Source organism: Novosphingobium sp. (assembly GCF_032093395.1).
In the GTDB taxonomy this organism is placed as follows: Bacteria; Pseudomonadota; Alphaproteobacteria; order Sphingomonadales; family Sphingomonadaceae; genus Novosphingobium.
Genome location: NZ_DAMDBA010000088.1, coordinates 1 through 19,988, shown reverse-complemented (window position 1 = coordinate 19,988; position 19,988 = coordinate 1). Strand labels below are relative to the sequence as shown.

9 protein-coding genes and 2 pseudogenes are annotated in these 19,988 nt (G+C 65.2%); 2 read left to right on the top strand and 9 right to left on the bottom strand.

Annotation, left to right across the window (positions count from 1 at the left end):
- Nucleotides 1-172: 172 nt before the first annotated feature.
- Nucleotides 173-559: a DUF1622 domain-containing protein gene (locus RT424_RS20845; RefSeq protein WP_313442161.1), complete on the top strand. Its 387-nt coding sequence runs from the start codon at nt 173-175 to the stop codon at nt 557-559.
- A 13-nt stretch (nt 560-572) separates the two neighbouring features.
- The gene (locus tag RT424_RS20840; RefSeq protein WP_313442159.1) at nt 573-1,421 is read left to right on the top strand and encodes a hypothetical protein; all 849 of its coding nucleotides are present in this window, start codon (nt 573-575) and stop codon (nt 1,419-1,421) included.
- A 303-nt stretch (nt 1,422-1,724) separates the two neighbouring features.
- Here the strand turns inward: RT424_RS20840 and RT424_RS20835 are convergent, their stop codons facing one another.
- The 9 genes and pseudogenes from RT424_RS20835 to RT424_RS20800 form a co-directional block, all read right to left on the bottom strand.
- Nucleotides 1,725-2,348, bottom strand: a complete 624-nt coding sequence (locus RT424_RS20835) for a hypothetical protein (RefSeq protein ID WP_313442157.1) — start codon at nt 2,346-2,348, stop codon at nt 1,725-1,727.
- Nucleotides 2,349-2,350: 2 nt separating this feature from the next.
- Nucleotides 2,351-3,199: a DUF2092 domain-containing protein gene (locus RT424_RS20830; RefSeq protein ID WP_313442155.1), complete on the bottom strand. Its 849-nt coding sequence runs from the start codon at nt 3,197-3,199 to the stop codon at nt 2,351-2,353.
- 388 nt (nt 3,200-3,587) lie between these two features.
- Complete coding sequence (locus RT424_RS20825; protein WP_313442153.1) at nt 3,588-5,345, bottom strand: ShlB/FhaC/HecB family hemolysin secretion/activation protein; 1,758 nt, start codon at nt 5,343-5,345, stop codon at nt 3,588-3,590.
- Nucleotides 5,345-11,425, bottom strand: a pseudogene (locus tag RT424_RS24580) (beta strand repeat-containing protein); the annotation flags it as partial. The pseudogene RT424_RS24580 and the gene RT424_RS20825, both read right to left, overlap by 1 nt.
- 93 nt (nt 11,426-11,518) lie before the next feature.
- A pseudogene (locus RT424_RS24575) lies at nt 11,519-15,772 on the bottom strand (beta strand repeat-containing protein); the annotation flags it as partial.
- A gap of 269 nt (nt 15,773-16,041) precedes the next feature.
- Nucleotides 16,042-16,503, bottom strand: a complete 462-nt coding sequence (locus tag RT424_RS20815; RefSeq protein WP_313442149.1) for a hypothetical protein — start codon at nt 16,501-16,503, stop codon at nt 16,042-16,044.
- Nucleotides 16,504-16,630: 127 nt separating this feature from the next.
- Nucleotides 16,631-17,323 carry a pilus assembly protein TadE gene (locus RT424_RS20810; protein ID WP_313442147.1) on the bottom strand — a complete coding sequence of 231 codons (693 nt, stop codon included), beginning with the start codon at nt 17,321-17,323 and terminating at the stop codon, nt 16,631-16,633.
- On the bottom strand, nt 17,320-17,931 hold the full coding sequence (locus tag RT424_RS20805) for a pilus assembly protein (protein ID WP_313442163.1): 612 nt from the start codon (nt 17,929-17,931) through the stop codon (nt 17,320-17,322). The genes RT424_RS20810 and RT424_RS20805 overlap by 4 nt, the downstream gene beginning before the upstream one ends.
- Before the next feature lie 2 nt (nt 17,932-17,933).
- Entirely contained in the window at nt 17,934-19,862 is a 1,929-nt protein-coding gene (locus RT424_RS20800; protein ID WP_313442145.1) for a pilus assembly protein TadG-related protein, read from the bottom strand.
- Between the last annotated feature and the right edge of the window lie 126 nt (nt 19,863-19,988).

Genomic DNA, 19,988 nt, shown 5'->3' with positions numbered 1-19,988 from the left:
GACGACCGCCGAACTCGTGCTCTATGCGGTTCGGAACAATATCGTTGAGCCCTGATTGCCCGTGGCGCCGATGCAGAACTGCCCGGGTTGTTGCCGGGGATTTCCCGGATGGGCAAAGACCGGCGCGCGCGCGACATCTTTCCAGACGCTTTAAGCCGAAAGGGGCCAGCCGATGGAAAAACTGCTGCATACCCTGGCTGAACATATCGCGCTCGGCATCAACCTGCTCGGGATGCTCGCAATCGCGATCGGCTCGATCCAGGGCGCCATCGGCCTGACGCGCCTGCTGCTGTTCAAGGGCGACGAGGAGAAGCTAGGCCCGGTCTGGCTCTCGCTCGGCCGCTGGCTGGTTGCGGGCCTGTCGTTCCAGCTCGCGGCCGACATCGTCGAGACGACGATCGCCCCCACCTGGAACGATATCGGCAAGCTGGCCGCCATCGCCGCCTTGCGGACCATGCTCAACTACTTCCTCGACCGCGACATGGAAGGCGTTCGCGAGCGCACGGAGCGCCGCGCGGAAGCGGCTGAAACCGGACGCGCAAGCCTCGCTGAAGCCTGAAGGAGACGCGCATATGGACGTATCCAGCCCTCTCGCCGCCCTGCCCATCGTCCTGCTGGGGCTGATCCTTCTGATCATCGTGATCGGCATTACCTGGGCCGGCATGCGGGTCGGGATCAAAGCCACGACGAAAGCGCGCGCCGCGGATAGCCTCGACGAGGACGACGTCAACGGCGCGATCGTTCCTGCCGTGCTGGGCCTGCTGGCACTGCTGCTGGGCTTCACTTTCGCGCTGGCCATCGACCGTTTCGAGACCCGCCGTGCGCTGGTGCTGGAAGAGGCGAACGCCATCGGCACGGCCTATCTCCAGGCTCAGGTCCTGCCCCAGCCGCATCGCGAGCGGGTAAGCGCGCTGCTGGTCCGATACACGGATAACCGCGTGGTTCTGGCGGGAGCGGAAACACCCGAAGATCGCCGCCAGCGGCTGGCCGACAACGACCTGACCGTCAACGACATCTGGGCGGCGACGCTGGCGGGATTCGACAGCATCAAGGGTCTGGACATGTCCAGCGCCTTCGTCTCTTCGATCAATGTCGTGATCGACCTCGACACCTCGCGGAAGACCGGCCGCATGGCGCATGTTCCGGAAGAAGTCTTCTGGGTGCTGATCGTCTACGTCCTCGTCGCCGCCGCCATCATCGGCTACACCGTGCGCTCGCGCTCGAGCTTTCACCTCGCCTGCGTCATGCATGTCCTGGTGATCATGTCGCTCATGCTGATCATCGACATCGACCGTCCGGCCGTCGGTGGCATCCGGGAATCGCAGTACCCGATGGAATTGCTGAGCAGGTCGATGCATTCCGAGCCCCGCGCCGCCTACGACCGCTGGCGTACCCCCGCGGCCGCAGCGCCTCAGGAGTAAGGTTTGCCCGATAGCAACCCCAATACGCGCTAACAGGCGCCCGCCATATCCTTTTGGAATACTTCTAGAGATCGACTCTTTCGCCGCCGATCGAAGTCCATTTTCACCGTCCGGGAGCAACCGTTCGGGGTGGCCTATCGCTAGGTCGACTATCGCCTGGGCATCGACAAGGAACGCCGGGACGGCCGGGTGCGCTACAGGCTATACGGCACCGCCGTGTTGCTCCAGGCCTCGTTCCGAACCAGCGCACGAAAGAGGCGGCGGTCCCTTCCGGGACCGCCGCCTCTTTCATTCGGTCACGCTTCAGCGCTGAGGATTCACCACCACGTACTGCACAGAGGAACCGACATACTGCGGCTGATACCAGGTACTGCCGCATTGCGAGTAGCTGACGCCGTTGACCACCGTGGTCGTGCAGCTTGGCGGCACGCTGCGCACGATCGAGCCGACCACCGCCGCCGTGGTCGCGGCAACGGCCATCGTCGCAACGGGATGCCAGTGATCGTCCCAGTCATCCCAATCGTCGTGATAGCCGCCGTGATAGTCGTTGTGGACGTTCACATTGACGTTGCGATCGACATTGCGGTTCACGTTGCGATTGCGATCGACGTTGTGATTGACGTTGGTGGACGCTCCCGCACGCACTTGCGGCCTTCCCCCTCCGGCATGGGCCCCTGCGGCATGTGCTCCACTGGCGCGGGCACCACCGCCGGAAGGCCGGGCGCGCTGACCGCCACCGGCGGGCCGCCTGGCATTGCCGCCCTGCGCCATCGCGGCGTCCTGCGGTCCGCTACGGACCAGCTCCGGCGCGGAAGGCCGTTCCGACACGGAAAGGGCCAGCACCGGGCCGGGCAGTACCTGTACGCAGGCGCAGGCGCAGGCGAGAACCGCCACAAGGGCCGTCGTTTTGCGAACGGGCGTGCTCATCGTCATTCTCCCTCGTTTGCAGTGGTGCTTGCGGCATTCTTGCCATTGCCCACGTCGCCGCCGCCAAGACTGGCCATCTTGATACGCTTCGCATCGGGCGGGGGCGTGAACGCAAGGTCGGCGGCCGTGGCCGTCGCCTGCGTGTCCCAGCGCAGCACTGCGGTATATTGCGGCATGGCGGGATCGTCCTTGTTGGTGATCACCATCTTGCAGGGCAGCGGACGGGCGCCCTCCTCGATCCAGATCTGCCAGTCCACCTTCTCCTGCCGGAAGGCGAGATGCATGCACTTGCGGTCGCCGATCGTCTCTGGCCGCACCACCATGGCCTCACGCACGCGCGAACGCATGGTCTGGTCGGTCCCCCAGGTGAACAGATCAGCCAGCGGCAGTTCGACGCCGTAGTCGCGCCGGGCCTTGTCGATGGTCAGCCCGATCGAGGAAGCCGCCGGAAAATCGGCATAGTAACCAGAGCGCGGGGAGAAGATCGTGAAGGTCTTGCCGTCGTAGTACATCTCGCGGTTCTGGATGTCGGAATTGGTGACGATCTTGAAGGCGTTCGGCCGCCGCGCGAGGATGTCGAAAGTGCCGCCGAACTGGATCTTCTGCCCGGTGACCAGCACTTGCTCGGTCGTCGCCTCGCCGGTGACGCGGAACGTGCCGAGCGTGAGCAGGTACGCGCTCATCGCATCCATCGCCTTCATGGCCGCGGGGTCTATTGGGTTCGAACCGTCCTCGGCCGCTTGCGCGAAGGCAGGAACCGTAAGGGCAGGACCGGCGGCAAAAGGCAGGAAAAGCGCCGCCGCCCAAAGCGCCGACTTCAATCTGGGGCCGCGTGAACCGGAACGTGCCATAAGGTGTCTCCCGTGGAAATCCCCGCGACTATCGATCCGGACACTGCCCGACCCCATCGGGATTAGTGCGGAGATCGCCGGGAATTGATCCTCTATTCGGGGAACGGCAGCAGGCCGCTGTCTCGCCATCCCGTCAGGGTATCGCCGGAGTCTTCCTCGGGAGAGTCCTGATAGTCTCGATCCGAAGATCGGCTATCCAAGGCCCGTGACGTGCCGCAGGAGCTGCCGAACTGTTCCTGGCGCGTCACACACTCCCGAATTCCTATTGGCCATCGCGGTTTCGTCGCCTCCCGCGATCTTCGCGCGGGAATCGTCGAAGATTCGGGCACCGCGGTGAAGCCATCTCCGTGAGAGCAAAATTCGCCTCCAGCGAATTTGGAACAGATTCTCAGAACCCCACCGTGGCCATCACCGCCAGCCGCGTGTCGCGGTCCTTCGCAAAGGGCGCCTTCTGCAACTGCCTGCCGATATCCACCTCCACGTCGAGGTAGCCTCCAAGCGTGTAGTGGACCTTGCCGCCCACGCTTACCAGTTCGGCGTTCTTGGGCGAATCCGGAAAGCGGCGGCGTTGCCAGACCTTGCCGTAATCGACGAAAACCCCCAGCTGCATCTGGTCCGCGAAGCCGCCGCTGTCCGCCAGCAGATGGAAAGCCGGCGAATTCAGCTCGGTCTTGAGGAGGAAGCCCTCGCTGCCCAGCGCCGTATTGGGATCGTAGCCGCGCACGCTGCCGAGGCCCCCGGCGGCAAGCTGCTCGCTATAGGGCAGATTGCTGGTCGCTATCTGCGCCATTCCGCGCAGAACCCAGCTCATTCCATGGGGAAGCCATGTCGTGCGGGTCAGCGAGATGCGATCGTAGGCATAAGTCGACTTGGCATAAGGCACCAGCTGCTGGAGATCGGCATCGTGGTTGTACCTGGTCACCCCGCCGGGCGAGAACACCATCTGGTTCTCGATCACGGTCTGGCCCAGCCGATCGTCCACGGTAGCGGTGAAGACGATCGGCAACTGGAACACTTCCACGGCCGTATCGAGCACGCGGAAGCCCAGGAATTCGAGGTTGCTGTCGGCCCGCTTGTAATCGATGCCGAACTGGATGCTGCTCTTCAGATTGCCTCGGTTTCGCAGATCGTGGACGAAGCGGGCGCTTGCCTGGCCGGAATGCCCCTTGCTGTCGAACAGTTCGTCGATGCGGGGCTTCTGGACGGCATAGGCGCCGAAGATCAGCAGCTTGTTGCTGGGCAAGATCGGAATGACATCGCTGACCGAGTGCGAGGTATAGCGCCCCTCGAAACTACGGGTGAACTGGTAGGACAGGATCTGCCCGGTGCCCAGGACATTGCCCCAGTTGAAGCCTACGAACCATTCGTCCCGCCCCAGCGTGGCGATGCCCTGATTGTCGTAGCCGCCGTAGACGCGCACCGGAAGCCGATCGTGCGCTTCCAGCACGAGATCGGTGGTGCCCGTCCCGTGCCCCGGGCGCAGCACGCCGTCCACGGTAAGGAAGGAGTTCTGGTTGTAATCGTCCAGCGCTTCACGCAGGCGCGGCAGGGTGAGCACATCGCCGGGCCCGAGATCGCTCATTCCCCGGATCAGCCGGGTGGAGAAATGGCGGTTGCCGGTGACTTCGATCGCCCCCACCCGGAACTCGGTGACGACCACCTGGACGACGCCGCTCTGCACGTTCTGCGGCGGCACCCCGACATCGACGAAGGGATGCTCGCGCGCGCGATAGGTATCCTGCACAAGGCGCACGATGGCGTCGAGATCGGCCCGACCCAGCGCCCGCCCCAGATAGGGCCGCACCGCCGCATCGAAGGCCGGGCCGGAGAGCAGCGGCAGGCCCCGCACCGCGATGCCGTTGCCCGCTGCTTCCGGGGCAAGGCCCGCAGGCTGCAAGGCGCCCGGCCCGTTGACGAAGACCAGGCCGCGCAAGGCCGGAATGATCGGCGCATTATCGCTGGATGAGGGCACGGTCTCGGGCGGAACCGGGACTTCGGGAATTCCGGGATTGGGCGGTTGCCTGGGCAGGCGCCGCTCGAAATCCTGCGCGGCAGCGCCACTCGAAAGAAAGCCCAAGGACAGCAGCGCAGCCGCAAGAGCCGTGGAGGCCCTTGCGGCCCGGGTGCGCGAATTCGTCGATTGCATTATTGTCCCCCTTCAAGGCCGATCGTCGGGATGGGCGCCTCGTACCGGATGCGCACCTCCGTGCTGCCCCCACCGCGTGCCAGGATCTGCTCGCTCGAATTGAGCACGGCGCTGCGCTTGCGGATCAGCCAGCCTTCCGGCGTCACCGCGATCCCGCCGGGATCGAGAATACTGGGAAGCGCGGCGAATGCCTGCGTGTGCCCCTGATAGCGAGGCGAGATACTGGGATAGACCACGTAGAACCGCGGTGCGACGCCTGCCGCGAACCGGGCGAGATCCGGGGGATCGGGCAGGCACGAGGCGGCGGAAATGCAGTCGAAGCCCGGTACGATCGTCCCCGGCCCCTCGGCACTGTCCGGCAGGTTGTAGTTGGACAGCAGGGTTCCGGCATTGGCGAGGAAATCGGACAGCGAAAGCAACCCGGTCACCTCGTGCCGACCGGGCGCTGCCTCCGCGTAAGTGCCGAAGGCCTGCGTTACGATCGCCCCTTCCCCGGCCGCGAAACCCGCTATCGTGTAATCGGCGGACACCAGCGCCGCATCGGTGTTGCGGTCCCAGTCCTTCGTGGGATTGCCGGTGATGGCCACCGTCAGGTTCGCTCGCGCGATCGTGCCGGTGCCGGATGCGCTGGTCGGCAGGGCATAATTCGACAGGAGGGTGCCGCTATTGGCGGCAAAGTCGCTCTCCGCCAGCGTCGCGCTGGTCAGGTGCGTGTCGGCATTGGGCCCGTCGTAGAGGCCTTGGGATTGCGTCACCCTTGCCCCTTCGCCCGCGACGAAGCCGGTGAGTTGGTAGTTCCCGCTGGCCAGGATCGCCGCCGTGGTGCCGTCATAGCTCCTGGTCGGATTGCCGATGATCGCGGCGGAAAGAACCGCCTGCCCGATCGTGCCCGCACCGCTGGCGCTGGTCGGCAGGGCATAGTTCGACAGGAGGGTGCCGCTGTTCGCCGCGAAATCTCCGCTGCCGAGCGAGGCCGTCACGGTGCGCGAACCGGCATTGGGACTATCGTAGCGGCCGACGGTCTGCGTCACGCTCGCGCCTTCGCCGGTGACGAAGCCGGTTAGCTGGTAATTGGCGCGCGTCAGCGCCGCGAGCGCGTTGCCGTCATAGGTCTTGGCGGGATTGCCGACGATCACGGCCGTCAACACGGCCTTCGCGATCGTGCCAAGGCCGGAGGCCTCGGTCGGAAGGATGTAGTTCGACAGCAGAGTGCTGGAGCCGGCGGTGAAGTCCGTGGAATCGAGCGCCGCCGTCACCGTCCAGATCCCCGCATTGAGCCCGGCATAAGTGCCGCTGCCCTGCGTGACCGTGGCGCTTTCGCCCGCCGCGAGGCCGGTCAGGGCATAGTTCGCACTCGTCAGGGTCGCGGCGTCGGTAGCGTCGTAAGGTCTGGTCGGATTGCCGACGATCGCCGCCGTCAGCACGGCGCGGTCGATCGTGCCGAGGCCGCTGGCGCTTGTCGGCAGGGCATAGTTCGACAGCACCGTGCCGCTGCCCGCCGCGAAGTCCCCCGAGCCGAGGAGCGCGGTGACGAGGTGGATGCCCACGTTCCGGTCGACATAGTTGCCCAGCGCCTGCGTCACGCTCGCGCTTTCGCTGCCGATGAAGCCGGTCAGGAGGAAATTGCCTGGCGTCAGCGCGGCGGTGTTGGTGCCGTCATAGGCCTTGGTGGGATTGCCGATGATCGCGGCGGTCAGTTGTGCCTGGCCGATCGTGCCCGCGCCGCTGGCGCGGGCGGGCAGGACGTAGTTTCGCAGCGACGTGCCGCTGTCCGCCACGAAATCCGCGCTGCCCAGCATGGCAGTGACGATGCGCGAACCGGCATTGGCGCTGTCGTAGGTGCCGATCGCTTCGGTAACGGTGGCGCCCTGCCCTGCGACGAAGCCCGTCAGCCGATAGTTGGCGCTTGTCAGGGAAGCCTGCGCGTTGCCGTCGTAGGTCTTGGACGGATTGCCGATGATCGCCGCCGTCAGCACCGCGCGGTCGATCAGGCCGATGCCCGAGGCGCTCGTCGGCAGGAGATAGTTGTCCAGCAAGGTGCTGCCGCTCGCTGCGAAGTCGCTGGCGCCGAGCGCTGCGGTGATCTGGCGGAAACCGGCATCCGGCGAAGCGAACGTACCGCTGGTTTGCAGCACCGTGACGCCCTCACCGGGAACGAGCCCGATCAGGTCGTAGTCTCCAGGCGAAAGGGTGATGCCGGTCGTGGCATCGTAGGTCTTGGTCGGGATGCCGACGATGAAGGCCGAAAGCGTGGCCTTCTGGATCAGCCCCGCCCCCGTGGCGCTGGTCGGCAGCACATAGTTGTCGAGCGAGGTTCCGGCCCCGGCGATGAAATTGCCTGCGGAAAGGCTGGCCGTCACCGTGCGCGCACCGGCATTGGGGCTGTCGTAAGTGCCGAGGCTCTGCGTGACGCTCGCGCTTTCACCGGTGACGAAGCCGGAGAGCGCGTAGAACCCGCTGGTCAGCCGCGCCGCGGCATTGCCGTCGTACGTCTTGGTCGGATTGCCGACGATCGCCGCCGTCAGCGCCGCGCGGTCGATGGTGCCGAGGCCGGTGGCGCTGGTCGGCAAGACATAGTTCGACAGGAGAGTGCCGGAATTGGCGGTGAAATCGCCACTACCGAGCAAGGCGGCCACGATCCGCGAACCGGCATCGGCGCTGCCGTAGAGACCGGCGGTCTGCGTCACGGTGGCACCTTCGCCCGTGACGAAGCCGGTGAGCTGGTAGTTGCCGGCGCCCAGAAGCGCCGCCGTGGTGCCGTCGTAGGTCTTGGTTGGATTGCCGATGATCGCGGCGGTCAGTTGTGCCTGTCCGATCGTGCCCGCGCCGCTGGCGCTCGTGGGCAGGACATAGTTCGACAACAGAGTGCCGTTGTTGGCCGTGAAGTCAGCGCTGCCGAGCAAGGATGTCACTGTACGCGCACCGACATTGGGGCTGTCGTAGAGGCCGGCAGCCTGCGTCACGCTCGCGCCTTCGCCGGTGACGAAGCCGCTGAGCTGGTAATTGGCGCCCGTCAGCGCGGCCCGCAGGTTGCCGTCATAAGTCTTGGTGGGGTTGCCGACGATCGTCGCGGTCAATTGAGCCTGATCGATCGTGCCGAGGCCGGTGGCGCTGTCGGGCAGGATGTAGTTCGACAGCAGCGTTCCCGAACCGGCCGTGAAGTCCCCGAAGCCGAGATCGGCCGTCACCAGCCGACTACCGGCATCGGCGGAGGCATAAGTCCCGGCGGTCTGGGTGACGGTGGCGCTCTCGCTGCCCACGAAGCCCGTCACCTGGAAGTTCCCCGGGTTCAGCGTTGCGACGGCATTGCCGTCATAGGTCTTGGTGGGATCGTTGACGATGGCGGCCAGCAGGGCCTTTGGCGTGATGGTTCCGGCGCCGGTGGCACTGGTCGCCAGCACGTAGTTGTCGAGATCGGTGCCCACGTTCACGTCGTAGTTGCCCGAAGACAGCGCGGCGGTGACGATGCGCGGCCCCGCATTGGCGCTGTCGTAAGTACCCTGGCTCTGGGTGATCGAGGCGCCCTCGCCGCCGACGAAGCCGGTGATCTGGTAGTTCCCCGGAGCCAGCACGGCGCTCAGGTTGCCGTCGTAGACCTTGGCCGGGTCGTTGACGATCGCGACGTTGAGCGTGGCCGGCGTGATCTCGCCGATCGGCTGGGCCAGTACCGAGCCGGAAATGCTGTAATTGGCCGCATCCCCTCCCGCGAGCAGCAGGCCGGTCAGCGTCACGTCGATGCCGCTGGCCACGTTCTTGTCGGCATAAGTTCCGCTGATGCCCGAGGCATCGACGCTCACATCGTCGCCCGTAACCACGCCGCCCAGAGTATAGGCGGAAGACAGCGTGGGCAGGCCGGTGTTCGCGTCGTAGACCTTGGTTACCTGCGCCAGCTGGAGGATGGCTTGGGTAATATCGGCGAAGAGGCCGGTCGGCTGTTCAAGCAGGTAGTTGCCGAAGTCGTTGACCAGCGCATAGCCGCTTGCCGTCACCGGAATGGCGGTTCCGACATTGCGGCTGGCGAAAGTGCCGGTGGCGAGCGAGGAGTCGAGCGAGACAGTGTCGCCGGACACGACATTGACGAGCACAGCGGCGCTGCTGTTGAGTGTGGCCGCCGTGGTGCCGTCATAGACCTTGTTGTTGGCAAGGACGCCCGTGATCGTGAGCAGGCGGGGAGCGATCCTGCCCGCGCCGATGGCGTTGATGGGCAGGACATAGTTCGACAGCGTCGTGCCGGGATCGGCCGTGAAGTCTCCCGAGGTCAGCCCTGCCGTAACGGTACGCGAACCGGCGTTGGCGTTGTCGTAAAGGCCCAGGGTCTGCGTTACCGTGGCCCCCTCTCCGGCGACGAAGCCGGTGATCTGGTAATTCCCCGGTGCCAACGTGGCGATGTTGCTGCCGTCATAGATCTTGTTCGGCGTGCCGACGATCGCGGCGGTCAGCTGAGCGGCCGTGATCTGGCCGATGTTGCCGGTCACGCTGGCACTGACGAAGTAGTTGCCGGCGCTGACCCCGGTCAGGCGCAGGTCGTTCACCGTCACCGGCTTCCCGGTGCCCACGTTCGCGCTGTCGTTATACTGGCCCGAAACGCCCGAAGTATCGGCGATCACGGTATCTCCCCCCAGCACGCCGCTGAAGCCGTAGCCGGTCGAAGCCGTGGGCAGGATCTGGGTGCCGTCATAAGTCTTGATGACGGAGGTCAGGAAGATCTGGAGCGGATCGATCGTCGCGCTGAGGCCTTGCGCCTGCACCAGGGTGTAGTTGCCTGCGTCCGCGCCGGACACGGTGTAGCCGCTCGTCCGCACCGCCCAATTGCCGGCGTTCGCGGTCGGATTGCCGGAGGTGTCGATGAAGGTGCCGGTGCTTCCCGTAGGGTCGAGGACGACATCGTCGTTGATTAAGACGCCGCTCAGCCCGACGCCGCTGTTGTCCAGCTGCGCCACGGAATTCTGGTCGTAGGTCTTGTCCAGCGCAAGCACGCCGATCACGTTCAGCGTGGCAGGCGTGATCGTGCCGATCGCCTCGTTGGTGACGCTGGACGCGATCGTATAGTTGCCCGCATCCGCGCCGGTGATGGCCAGCCCCGTCAGCGTCACCGATTTACCGGTGCCGACGTTCTTGTCGGCATAGTTGCCGGCAATACCGCTGGCATCGACGTTCACTGTATCGCCGGAAAGGACGCCTGCGAGGCCATAGGCACTGCCCGCGGTGGGAACCGCCGTGGAGGCGTCATAGACTTTGGTGACCGAAGCCAGCCGGATCGTCGCCTGGATGATGTCGGCGGCCAGGCCGACGGGCTGCAACACGATGTAGTTCGCGGCATCGGTGCCCGATGCGGTATAGCCGCTTGCCGTGACTGGAATGTCGATGCCGACGTTGCGGGTGGCGAACTGGCCGCCGGCGCCGCTGGAAACCAGCGTGACCACATCGCCCGCGAAAATCCCGGACAGCGAGCCTGCCGAACTGTCGAGAGCGGCCGTGGTGGTACCGTCGTAGATCTTGTCCAGCGCGGAAACGCCGATGACCTGCAAGGCCGCCTGCGTGATCGTGCCCGCGCCCGTGGCGCTGGAGGGCAGCAGGTAATTGCCAAGGACGGTTCCGGCCCCTGCCGTGAAATCGCCCGAGCCCAGCACGGCCGTGACGATGCGCGAGCCGACATTCTTGCTGTCGTAGGCGCCCAGGCCTTGCGTCACCGTCGCGCTTTCGCCCGCCACGAAGCCGCTCAGCGAATAGTTGGCGCTCGTCAGGCTGGCCCCCGTCGTGGCGTCGTAGACCTTGGTGGGATTACCCACGATCACGGCGGCCAATTGCGCCTGGGTGATCGTTCCCGGACCGGAGATGCTGGTGGGCAGGACATAGTTGGACAGCAGCGTTCCCGCGTTGGCCAGGAAATCCGAGACCACGAGATTGGCGGTTACCGTGCGGGCGCCCGCGTTTGCGCTGTCATAGGAAGCCCCGGCGGCTTGGCGGATCACACCGCCCTCGCCCGCGATGAAGCCGGTCAGCGCATAGTTCGCCGCTGTCAGCGAGACCTGGGCGGTGCCGTCGTAGGTCTTGGTGGGATTGCCGATGATACTGCCGTTCAGCGCCAGCGGATTGATGTCCGCCGTCAGCCCGGTCGGTTGCGAGAGCGTGTAGTTCCCGGCCTGCGCACCGGAAATGCCGTAGCCCCCGACATTGACCCGCAAGTCGGTACCGACGTTCGCCTGAAGAAAAGCTGCCGAGGAGCCCGCCGGATCCAGCGAAACGTCGTCTCCCGAAAGCACGCCGGAAAGCGACGCGCTGCCGGACAGGGTGGCAGCGGTGGTGCCGTCGTAGAACTTGTCCAGCGCGGTGAGGTTGGCGATCGTCAGTCCGCGCGGGGTGATGTTGGCCGCAAGGCCGGTCGGCTGGAACAGGGTGTAATTGCCCACGTCCGCGCCGTTTACCGTATAGCCGGCCGCCGTCACCGCGATCCCGTTGCCGACGTTGGCGGCGGCGAACGTGCCGCTGGAAGCGGCCGGGTCCAGCGTGACGTCGTCACCGGAAACGACGCCGTAGAGCGTCGCGGTGCCGGAAAGCTGCGCCGCCGTGGTCCGGTCATAGACCTTGTTCTGCGCGGAGACGCCCAGGATATTGAGAGGAGCAGGCGTGATCGTGCCCGGCCCGGCGGCCTCGGTGGGAAGGACGTAGTTGGTGAGCAGCGTCCCCGCGCCGGGCGAAAACGCAGCCGCCGATGCGAAGGCCGCCGTGATCGTGCGGCTGCCTGCGTCGGGGCTGTCGTAGACGCCGATGCTGCCGGGCACGACGGCCATGCTTTCCCCGGCCACAAGGCCGGAAATCAGGAAATTGGCCGGGTTCAACCCGATGCGCGTAGTGCCGTTGTAGACGTGAGTCGGGTTGCCGATGATGCTGGCGGCCAGTGGAGCGCGCAGGATCGTGCCGATGCCGGTCGCTTCCGTGGGCAGGGTGTAGTTGTCCAGGTTGGTATTGGCGAACGGGTCGAAGTCGCTGGACGCAAGCTGGACCGTAACCGCCTGGAGGCCCGCGTTGGGGCTGCCGTACTCACCGACCGTCTGGGTGATCGTCGCGCCTTCGCCGGGGATGAAGCCGCTCAGCATATAGTCGGCGGGATCGAGCGTGGCGACGGTATTGCCGTCGTAGACCTTGGTGGGATTGCCGGTGATGTCGACGTTGATCACGCCGGGGCCGAGATTGCGCCGCACGATTGTGCCCAGCCCCGTCACCGGCGAAGGGATCACGTAGTTCGACATGAGCGTGCCAGAATCGGGCGCGAAATCGCCTGCATTCAGCGTGGTGGACACGGTCCAGATCCCGGCATTGGCGGAAGCATATTGCCCGGAGGTCTGGGTGACCGTGGCCCCCTCGCCGGTCACGAAGCCGTCGACGTGGAAATTCGCCGGTCCCAGCCAGGCATTGGCATTGCCGTCATAAGTCTTGGTCGGATTGCCGACGATGACGATGTTCAGCGGCGCCGGCAGGATTTCACCCTGGATGAAGCCGACGGTCGGAAGGCTGTAGTTGGACAGCAGCGTGTTGGGGCCGGCCCGATAGTCCGAGGTCGTCACCGCCACATCGATATCCCAGACACCGACGTTCCTGGATTCGTAGTTGAGCGCCGATGCCTGCGAAAGCGTGATGGATTCGCCGGCGACCACGTTGCCCAGCCCGACTTGCGACTGGCTGACGAAGGCATTGGTGGTGCCGTCGTAGATCTTGCTGGGCATGCCGTTGCCGGTGACGGTCAGTGGCCGGGGGGTGATCGCGGCCGTCAGGCCGGTGGAGAAACCGAAGTCGTAGTTGCCCGCATCGGCCCCGCTCAGGGCCAGGCCGGTGATCGTCACCGGGATATTCTGACCGACGTTCTTGGTGGCGAAGGTGATCTGGGCGCCGGGCTGCGCGACGGCGGTGATGTCGTCCCCGGCGAACAGCCCCGTCACCTGGAGACCAGCGGCATTGACGCTGCCGAACAAGGTTCCGTCATAGACCTTGTCGTTGGCGGTCAGCCCCGAAACGGTCAGCGGGGCGCGGGTGATGTTGGCGGCCAGGCCGCTGGGCTGCGACACGAGGTAGTTCCCCGCATCCGCTCCGGACAAGGTTACCCCGGTGGCCGTCACCGCGATCGCGTTGCCGACGTTCTTGGTCGCGAATACGCCGGTCGCGCCCGAAAAGTCGAGCGAGACGTCGTCGCTGCCGACCACGCCGAAGATGGAGGCGGTGGAGGTATCGAGCACGGCCGCGGTGGTGCTGTCGTAGACCTTGTCGTCGGCCACTAGGCCGCTGATGATCAGCGAGGCCGGATCGATCAGCCCGGCGCCGGTGCCGCTGGTGGGAAGGATGTAGTTCGCCAGGTCCGTGCCGGCAGCCGTGAAGTTGGAGGGGGCGAAGGTGGCCGAGACGGTCCGCGCCCCGGCATCCGGTGCATCGTAGGATGCGGTAGCGGCGGCGCCGAGCGTGATCGTCTCCCCGGCAGCCACGCCGGTCAGCGCGAAGTTGGCGGATGTCAGCGAGACGGCGGTGGTGGCGTTGTAGGTCTTGGTCGGCGTGCCGACGATCGCCGCCGTCAGCGCCATCCGGTTGATCGTGCCGACCGTATCGGTAACGCTGGGCGTCGCCACGGCATAGCCGAAGACGGGAATGCCGCCATGGGTGGCCGCGAAATTGTCGGCCGTGACGGCAATGCCGGTGCCCGCGTTCTTGTCGGCATATGTGCCGTCCAGCGTCCAGTCGTCGCCGTTGATCAGGCCGGTGACGGCGGTGTTGGTATCGTCCAGAACCGCGACGGTAGTGCCGTCATAGTCCTTCACCACCGCTCCCAGGGTGAAGCTCACATTTGGCGCCACGCGATAGAACCGGCCGTTCCCCGCCGCTGGAAGCCCGGTCACATTGTCATAGTCGTAGGCATAGTAATCGGGCGTGAGGCCGCCGTCGCTGTCGTTCGCCGGGTCGTTCGAAGCGATGAACCAGTTCGCGCCGCTGGAGGAAACGGCGGCGGCACCTGCGCCATTGACGAAAGTGCCTGTTTCCAGAGCGACGTTGCCGTAAGCGGCGATGGACCCGCCCGCCCCGATCGTCAGCGTGCCTGGCAGGAAGGCGGCCACCTGGCTGGCGGAAACGGGCGCCGCGACCGAAACGTCGCGCTGCGCGTCGATCGTGAGGGCGCCGCCGCCCGAGATGGGCTGGTCGATGACGACATCGCGGAACGCGTCCAGCGTCAGTCCGCCGCTGCCGGTCCAGACGATCGGGGCGGCCACGGTAATGTCCCCGAAACCGCCGGTGCCGCCCGAGGTCGTCTCTTGCAGGACATCCGTTCCCAGATTCAAGGCGCCGACGATCGTCGAGGCTGCGGCGGCATCGATAAGGATGTCGTCCGGATCGACAAGCCATTGCCCGCCCAGACCGGCCGCGATCGTGGCCGCGCCCAGATCGAACCGGCGGCCAGACGTCTCGATGCGCCCCGCCCCCTGGGGACCGCCTGCCAATATCTTCGCGCCGTCCGCTATCGTCGTAACCTGCGCGATGTCGGCGCCGCTGGCATAGTCCGAGGTACCTACCAGCACTTCACCGCCGCGTGTGCCCGAAGCATCGATATTGGCGGTTCCCGCCAGATGGACCTGCGCCCCGTTCACCACGACCTTGCCACCGCTGCCGTCCGCGCCGGTTGCGGCAAGCGTGCCGCCCAAGGCCACCGAGCCCGAAGGCGCGGTGAGCCACAGCTGGCCGTCGATCGTCGCCGTGCCGGTCGCCTGGATCAGCCCCTCGCGATTGCCCGCCAGAGCGAAGATATTGCCGTTGGCCGCCTTCAGCGCCACCGCCGCGGCCTCTATGCGCCCGGTCTGGTTGATGTCACCGCCGCCTGCGCCGTAGGAAACGTAGATGCCGTCCGCCTTGCCGTCGGTCGTGGCGAGCAGGACGTCGTCCGCTGCCGCCAGCGTCACCCGTCCATGCGGCGCACTGATCAGCCCACTGTTCGCCACCGACCGGGCGATGAGCACGACGCTGCCCTCTCCGGAACGAATGGTGCCCTGGTTCTCGATGGCCCCCAAGGAGGAACCCGAAGCACGAACCGCGCCTCCCGCCATGAAGGCGGCGGAATCGATGGCGCGGGTCGTGCCCACGAAGCTGCCACCAGTGAGCACTTTGCCGCCCGGTCCGACGATCATCCCTGCCGGGTTCATCAGGTAGACCGAGCCCGTCGCCGAGAGCGTGCCGTCGATCCGGGAGAGCTGTCCACCCATCACCCGGTTGAGCGTGGCGCCTGCTGCATTGTCGATCTGCACCTTGCGGTCCGCGCCGATCGAGAAATCGCTCCAGTCGATCACCGCCCGGCCCGAGCCTTGGGCGATGGTCATCGTCGTGCCGGATATCGCGATCGTGCCCGAGCCGCCGACGAACACGCCGCCGGTGGGCAGGCTCACCGTCTGCGCCATCAGGGGGGCGGCGCACGCGATGCTCATCAGAATCGCCGCGCCAGGCAGAATTACGGAAGCGTAGCCTGCGGGCGAGCGCCGGCCCAATGATGTCGAACGAAGCATGATCGACCGGATGCGTGCAGATGGGTGCATGATACCTCGCCAACTCCACCCGCCCTTGAAATACCCCCCTGCCGATGCGGCCGACATCGGGGATATCCCCGAAGAACGCCCCGGAATGCTTGAAGGAAATTTTCAGAGGCAGGCCAAAGCCTTGCGCACGTCGATCAGAACATCACGCCCAAGCCGATGATGCCCACGTTGGCATCGCCCTCATCCTCGACGAAGAGGTGCTTGAATTCGAGCTTCGCGTAGATCGTCTCGGTGAGGTTCTGCTCCCAGCCGGTTCCCAGACCGATGGCGTTTCCGCACTCGCGGCAATCCTTCGACTGCCAGTTGGTGCCGACGAACACCTTGCTGCGCGGCAAGACTTCCACGCCGACACGGCCGCCGATACCCCATGCCACGCGGGTGCCGCCGGTCAGCAGCTTTTCGGCCGTGGCTTCGACGCCGACGAAGACCGTTTCGCTCACGTCCACATCGTAGCCGACCGCGAAACCGCCGATCGCATCGGTAGCCTCATCGCTCCAACTCACCCCGCCGGTTGCCTCGACGTAGGCTTCGTTCGCCTGCGCCATGCTGCCGGTGCAGCACCAGGCCAGCGCGATGAATGTGACTGCGCAACGCATCGCCAACTCCTCGGTCGCGAACGGCAATGCTATCGGGTGCGCAGAACCCATCCATCGGGATTAACACCGAGGCATCGATGGAAAATCGGTCGGGCCGCTGCGGCAAGGATCTGGGGCCTCGGCGGCCTCAAGTGCACAGCGATTTGCCGCCGCCCCCTGTCACGCCGCCCGGCGTCCCGGTTGGATTGAGGCTGCGATCGTCGCGGATCATGTAGGCAGCCTCCTGCTTGAACACCGTCTCGTTCACGAACATGGTCCCGAACAGCGGCCGGTAGTGATAGTAGACTTCCACGAACATCACCGCGGAATTGGCAACGGCGTGGATCTTGTGGTCTTCCGCGCCCATGCCGTCGAGCAGGGCGCCGGTCTTGCCCGCCATCGCTGCGCCATAGGCAGAATCGCGGTCCAGCTTGCCCCGGCAGCGCTGCCAGTGGATATATTGCCGCCCCGTCTCCTGGTCGACCTCAAGGCTGGACAGGACGACCTTGCCGCGATCCTCGAAATCGTAGCTGCTGCCTTCCTTCAAGGCGCCCCACATGACCGAATCGACGTCCGTCTCCTTCACTGTGGGCATGACCGAACTGTTGTCGGTCTGGCCAAGACGTGAGGCATTGTCGGCAACGGAGGTTGCGATCTCTCCCACTTGCATGTTGATCATCGCCATGAAGGCAACCTCGGTGCCGTAGAGGCCGAGGGTGAGCAGAACGGGCAGCATGAGCGCCAGCTCGATGAAGGAAACCCCACCCCTGTCCTCGTGCAAGGCGCGCAGGAAGGCGACGCAGCGGCGAACCTTTCCCGGATGAGGAACCGCAAGCCTCATTCGCAGACCCCGGCGGCGGCGCCGTAGGCCATCTGGGTGGCGTAGGGCTGGTTCTTTCGCACCGAAGTTGCCGTCATCGTCCGCCGCGTGCCGGAATTGGTCAGGCCGGGAACGGGGAACACCGGGGCATAAGTGACCTTGACGGTGTAGACGACGACGTCGTTGGCGCCGCCGTTGCCGCTCTTGCCGATGTCCGCATCCCAGCGGCTGTTCTTGTTCTCGTCGGTATAGGCTTCGCCGTTGTCGCAGATGCCGTTGTTGTTCTTGTCGTTCCAGGATTCGGCGCGGGCGATATCGGTGAAGTCGTAGTAGCTCGATCGCGAGACTTCCACCTCCGCCCCCGGCGCCACCCCGCGTACGAGTTTGCGGACATAGGCATCGCCAGCCTCCGTCTGCGCAACCTCCAGCGTGCCGTTGCGCGCCACTTCCTGTACCGCGCCCTGAAGAACGGCACGGATATAGGCCATGTGGCCAAGGTCGAAGATGCCCATCAGCAGGATGAACAGGACCGGACCCGCCACTGCGAATTCGATGACCGTCACCCCGCGCCGATCGTCCCGGACACGCCGAAGCGCCTCCTTCGCCCGGCCTGCGACCGCTCGGACCATGATCACTCGGTGATCCTCAGCTCGCCCACCTGCTTGGCGATTTCCTGAAACGCGGTGTTCAGGTCGGTGGCGTTGGTGGCGATGTAGGAGCTGTCGTCGGAGGCGCAGGTCTTGAGGTTGGTGGACATGCCGGAGGTGAAGGCGATCACCCAGACGCGAATGCCCTTGGCCTTGATCGCTTCGCAGACCGCCAGGAAACGCGAGTTGTGCCGCGCGTTGGCAGTGTCTTCCGATCCGTTCGACGTCACCCGCAAATCCCACCAGTCCATGCCCCACGCGGTCGGCACGTAGTTGGAGGTGTCCATCTGACCGTCGGTCATGAAGATGATATGCCGCGCCACTTCGCCCCCATTGGTGGGAGCCTCGTTGACGACATCCTGGAAGATGCCGTCCGGCGAGAGCAGCCGCCCGCCCCAGATCATGCCGATATCCAGATAAGTGCCGCCGACCGCCGTGAGCGAATTGGCGTAAGTGTTGAAGCTGGACTGGTTCATCTCGGCCAGGAGCTTGGCTTCCGCCGGGCAATAGGTTCCCGCCGAGGCGCCTTCGGTGGTCGTGTTGCGGGTCCAGGTGCTGGAGTTGCTGCCGGCGCGGCGATAGGAAATCTCCGGCCAGAGCGGGCCCCACTTGGTCTTCGCATCCCCGGTCGGCGCACTGTCGATATCGACGTCAAGCGCGGAGGACGGGCTCATGCCGGATATCGTGGAATAGGAGAAGTCAGCCGTGTTGGACGTGCTGCGCTCCTCGATGCAGCCGCCCCAGGTGTAGTTCACCGAAGCGCCGTTGCTGCCGTTGAGCACGGGAGTCCGGGCGAAGGTCTTGTACGTGCTGGTGTCCACGCCGGTGACCTGGCGATATTCCCAGTGATCGAACTTCGATCCCGCGACGTTGGTCGAATTGGTGGCGTCCTTGTAGCTGTCCGTAGTTACCTTCGTCCGCGTGTAAGTCCGCGTGTAGCGCCTGCTGCCGTCGCAATAGTACGTCAGCATCTGCTGCGGCTGGCGGGTCACGACGTTGACCGTGATGTTCGGAGTAGTGCCCGAGGTTGTCTGGCTGGTCGTCGACGATCCGGAGTTCGAATAAGCGGTCTGGTTGGATGGCAGGGCCTTGGTGCAGGCGCTCTGCGAGTTATATTTGCTGCCCGACGAGGTGGTGTAGGCCGGATCGGGGTACTCGTAATTCTCGCTCGAACCCGTCTTGGTGCCCTGCGACAGATTGACGAAAATCGGCACGCGCGACTGGTAGTTCCAGCTGTCGGCCAGATAGCTGGGATTGAGATCCTTGAGCAGCTTCCCGACGTTCACCGTCGAGCTGTAGGGCACGAAGCCGTAACGCACCCGCGCATTGGTTTCCCGCGTGGCGGTCGAAACCGTGGTGTAGAAGTTCTTCATCGCGGCACGAAGCGCGGCGATGCGGGTGCTGCCGCCCAGGGATTCCGCCATCGATCCGGTCGTATCCAGCACCATCATGACGTCGGCATTGCCGATGCCCATCGACGAGGTGCACTTCACCGAAAGCGCGAAATTGTTGAAGCCGAACAGACGCATCACCACGGTGTTGAGCACGGTGGAAGCGGTGCCCTCCACGGTCTGGCCGTTATCCGGCGACGTGACCTCGAAACCGGTCGTGTCGGTGCCCTGCACGCCGTTGAAATTGGTGCGGAAGTAATTGTCCGCCACCGTGTGAACCGAAGGCGCAAGGCCGTGTACCGGCGGCTCGGGATTGGCTTCCGTGGCCACCGTGCGCCGGGCTGCCAGGACGGCGGAGTCGCAGGCCGCCTGAAGCTGGCTCTCCACCTTGAAGTTGCGGCTGAGATCGATCGCCGATCCGACGATCGCCGCCGCCACGACCATTCCGATCGCGGCAAGCGGCAGGACATTGCCGGCAACATCCGACACCAGACGCTGCAACGGAAGGATGATGGTGCGCATCGGAGAAACGGTCTTTCCGCGAAGTTCGTCGGTATTCCTGCACGATCTACCGGAACTTACTTAATGAAGCCCTCACTCGGCCTGCGCGTGTGTCTTCCGCCATTGTGCCGGTGGCGACCTGCGAAA

Coding starts and splice junctions, on each gene's coding strand:
- RT424_RS20845 (WP_313442161.1), top strand. CDS start 173: ATGGAAAAACTGCTGCATACCCTGGCTGAACATATCGCGCTCGGCATC.
- RT424_RS20840 (WP_313442159.1), top strand. CDS start 573: ATGGACGTATCCAGCCCTCTCGCCGCCCTGCCCATCGTCCTGCTGGGG.
- RT424_RS20835 (WP_313442157.1), bottom strand. CDS start 2,348: ATGAGCACGCCCGTTCGCAAAACGACGGCCCTTGTGGCGGTTCTCGCC.
- RT424_RS20830 (WP_313442155.1), bottom strand. CDS start 3,199: ATGGCACGTTCCGGTTCACGCGGCCCCAGATTGAAGTCGGCGCTTTGG.
- RT424_RS20825 (WP_313442153.1), bottom strand. CDS start 5,345: ATGCAATCGACGAATTCGCGCACCCGGGCCGCAAGGGCCTCCACGGCT.
- RT424_RS20815 (WP_313442149.1), bottom strand. CDS start 16,503: ATGCGTTGCGCAGTCACATTCATCGCGCTGGCCTGGTGCTGCACCGGC.
- RT424_RS20810 (WP_313442147.1), bottom strand. CDS start 17,323: ATGAGGCTTGCGGTTCCTCATCCGGGAAAGGTTCGCCGCTGCGTCGCC.
- RT424_RS20805 (WP_313442163.1), bottom strand. CDS start 17,931: ATGGTCCGAGCGGTCGCAGGCCGGGCGAAGGAGGCGCTTCGGCGTGTC.
- RT424_RS20800 (WP_313442145.1), bottom strand. CDS start 19,862: ATGCGCACCATCATCCTTCCGTTGCAGCGTCTGGTGTCGGATGTTGCC.